The organism is Rhodococcus sp. (in: high G+C Gram-positive bacteria) (assembly GCF_049591685.1).
GTDB lineage: Bacteria > Actinomycetota > Actinomycetes > Mycobacteriales > Mycobacteriaceae > Rhodococcoides.
In genome coordinates, this window is record NZ_JBAWFH010000197.1 from 1 (window position 1) to 1,832 (window position 1,832).

2 protein-coding genes are annotated in these 1,832 nt (G+C 64.3%); both read left to right on the plus strand.

The annotated features are described in order from the left end of the window. A partial coding sequence (locus WBQ44_RS08490) for a nitrilase-related carbon-nitrogen hydrolase (protein WP_495566267.1) occupies positions 1-1,332 on the plus strand: 1,332 nt, incomplete at its 5' end. Positions 1,333-1,517: 185 nt separating this feature from the next. Next, positions 1,518-1,832: hypothetical protein (locus WBQ44_RS08495; RefSeq protein ID WP_495566268.1), on the plus strand; the 315-nt coding region annotated here is incomplete at its 3' end.

Sequence of the window (1,832 nt, forward strand, 5' to 3'; positions counted from 1 at the left end):
GCCCCGTGGTTCGCACCTGTCCCGTTGCTGGTGGCAGCCGCGGGTACACGCCTCTCCGCACGAGCAGTCGGGAGCATTGCCGGAGCGGTGGCAATGACGAGCTTGCTGTTCTACTACGTGGAGATGATCGGCTGGCCCACCACGCTGCTGATTGCCGTCTTGCGCGCCGCTTCGTGGATGCTCGCCGTCCGGCTGACGGTCGTGGCCGCCCGGCTTCTGCCGCTGGCTGGAGCGATTTTCGTGCTCCCGTGCACGATCGCCGCGCTCGAGCTCCTGGCACTGCGGGGCTCGCCGCACGGGGCGGCAGGGAGCCTCGCGTACAGCCAGATGGCCGTGCCAGGAGTGGTTCAGATTGCGGCACTCGGCGGCGTGTGTGCGGTCGTCTTCCTGGTGCTTCTCCCGGGCGCGCTGGTCGGCCTCTGTCTCTCGAGGCGCTTCCCTCATGCGGAGCATCGAACGGCACGCGCCCTGGTTGGTGCAATCATCCTCGCCGTAGCGCTATTCTCCGCTGCTCGGATCCATGCTCCGCCGTCCGGACGAACCGTGCCGGTCACTCTCATCGCGACGAACGGGTACGATGGTGTCCCGACCGAGTGGGAGGATGTTTGGTCGATGTACCGCTCGGCGATCATCGAATCTGCCACACCTGGCGGGCTCGTGGTGCTACCCGAGAAGCTCGTCCTGCTCGACCGCGACGATGCTGCCCGTGCCGCCCAGGACGTTCTCGCGGTAGCGCACACGATCGGCGCCGCAGTTATCATCGGGATCGAGACACACGACCAAGGAGTCTACTCCAATCGCGCGCTACTGGCGGCGCCGGATGGGAGCGCCACTTGGTACGACAAACAGCGACTCGTCCCCGGCTGGGAGGCGCGCAACAGCCCCGGTTACTCCCCTGTGTTTCTCGAGGTCGTGAATACACGGGTCGGCATCGCCATCTGCAAAGACATGCACTTCCCCGAAATCGGTCGGCAATACGCGGGGAACGCAGCGATCATGGTAGTTCCAGCCTACGACTTCGGTCGCGACGGGTGGATGGGGGCACGAATGACGGCGTTGCGGGCCGTAGAGAACGGCTACTCGGTTGCGCGCAGCGCGCGGAACGGCCTGGTGAGCGCATATGACCAAAGGGGTCGTGTGATCGTCGAGCGACCGGTGGGCGATCGTATAACCGTTGCGACGACGATCCTCCCAGCCGCTGGAGCCGCCACCCTTTATGGTCGGGTGGGCGACGTGTTCGGGTGGCTCTGCGTAGGCGGAATCGTCCTGCTGTGGAGCTGGCTCGCATTAGCCCAGCGGTGGGAGAGGATAACCTTGCGCATGCACCGCTGAGCCAGGCCGCTGAACAAGCATCGCGGCAGCCGCAGGTGATCTCTCCCGCGGCTGCCGTGCAATCCTCACGCAATCGGCGCTACCCCCCGCGCCCTGGCCGTATCTCCTTTACGGCGTGCAAGCGCTAGTTTGGAAACCAGAATCGTTCAACTGACGATGTGTCCCTCTCCCAACACAGGTGGCTCATGCCGGAAAAAGGCGAAAGACCGTCCGACCCACAGGCTGAGGAGGCGAAGGAAATGCACGCCGAAGCAAGCAACAAAGACCACTTGGCCAGCCAGGCGCCCTCTCGCTTGGAGAGACAAATGGTCGGGCTCTTGGAGGACCTCCTGCCAGGAAAGCACAGAGTTTTGATCGACGGCAAAGCGCTCCCCCTCTCGGAAACCGCGCACCGGCTTGCCGCCCTCAACTTCTCATTCGGCAATGATTTTGTGGGCGTGGTGCGGGCTGCGGTACAAGAGGCGAAGTACCGCCGGGCGACTTGGGAAAATCCGTTGACC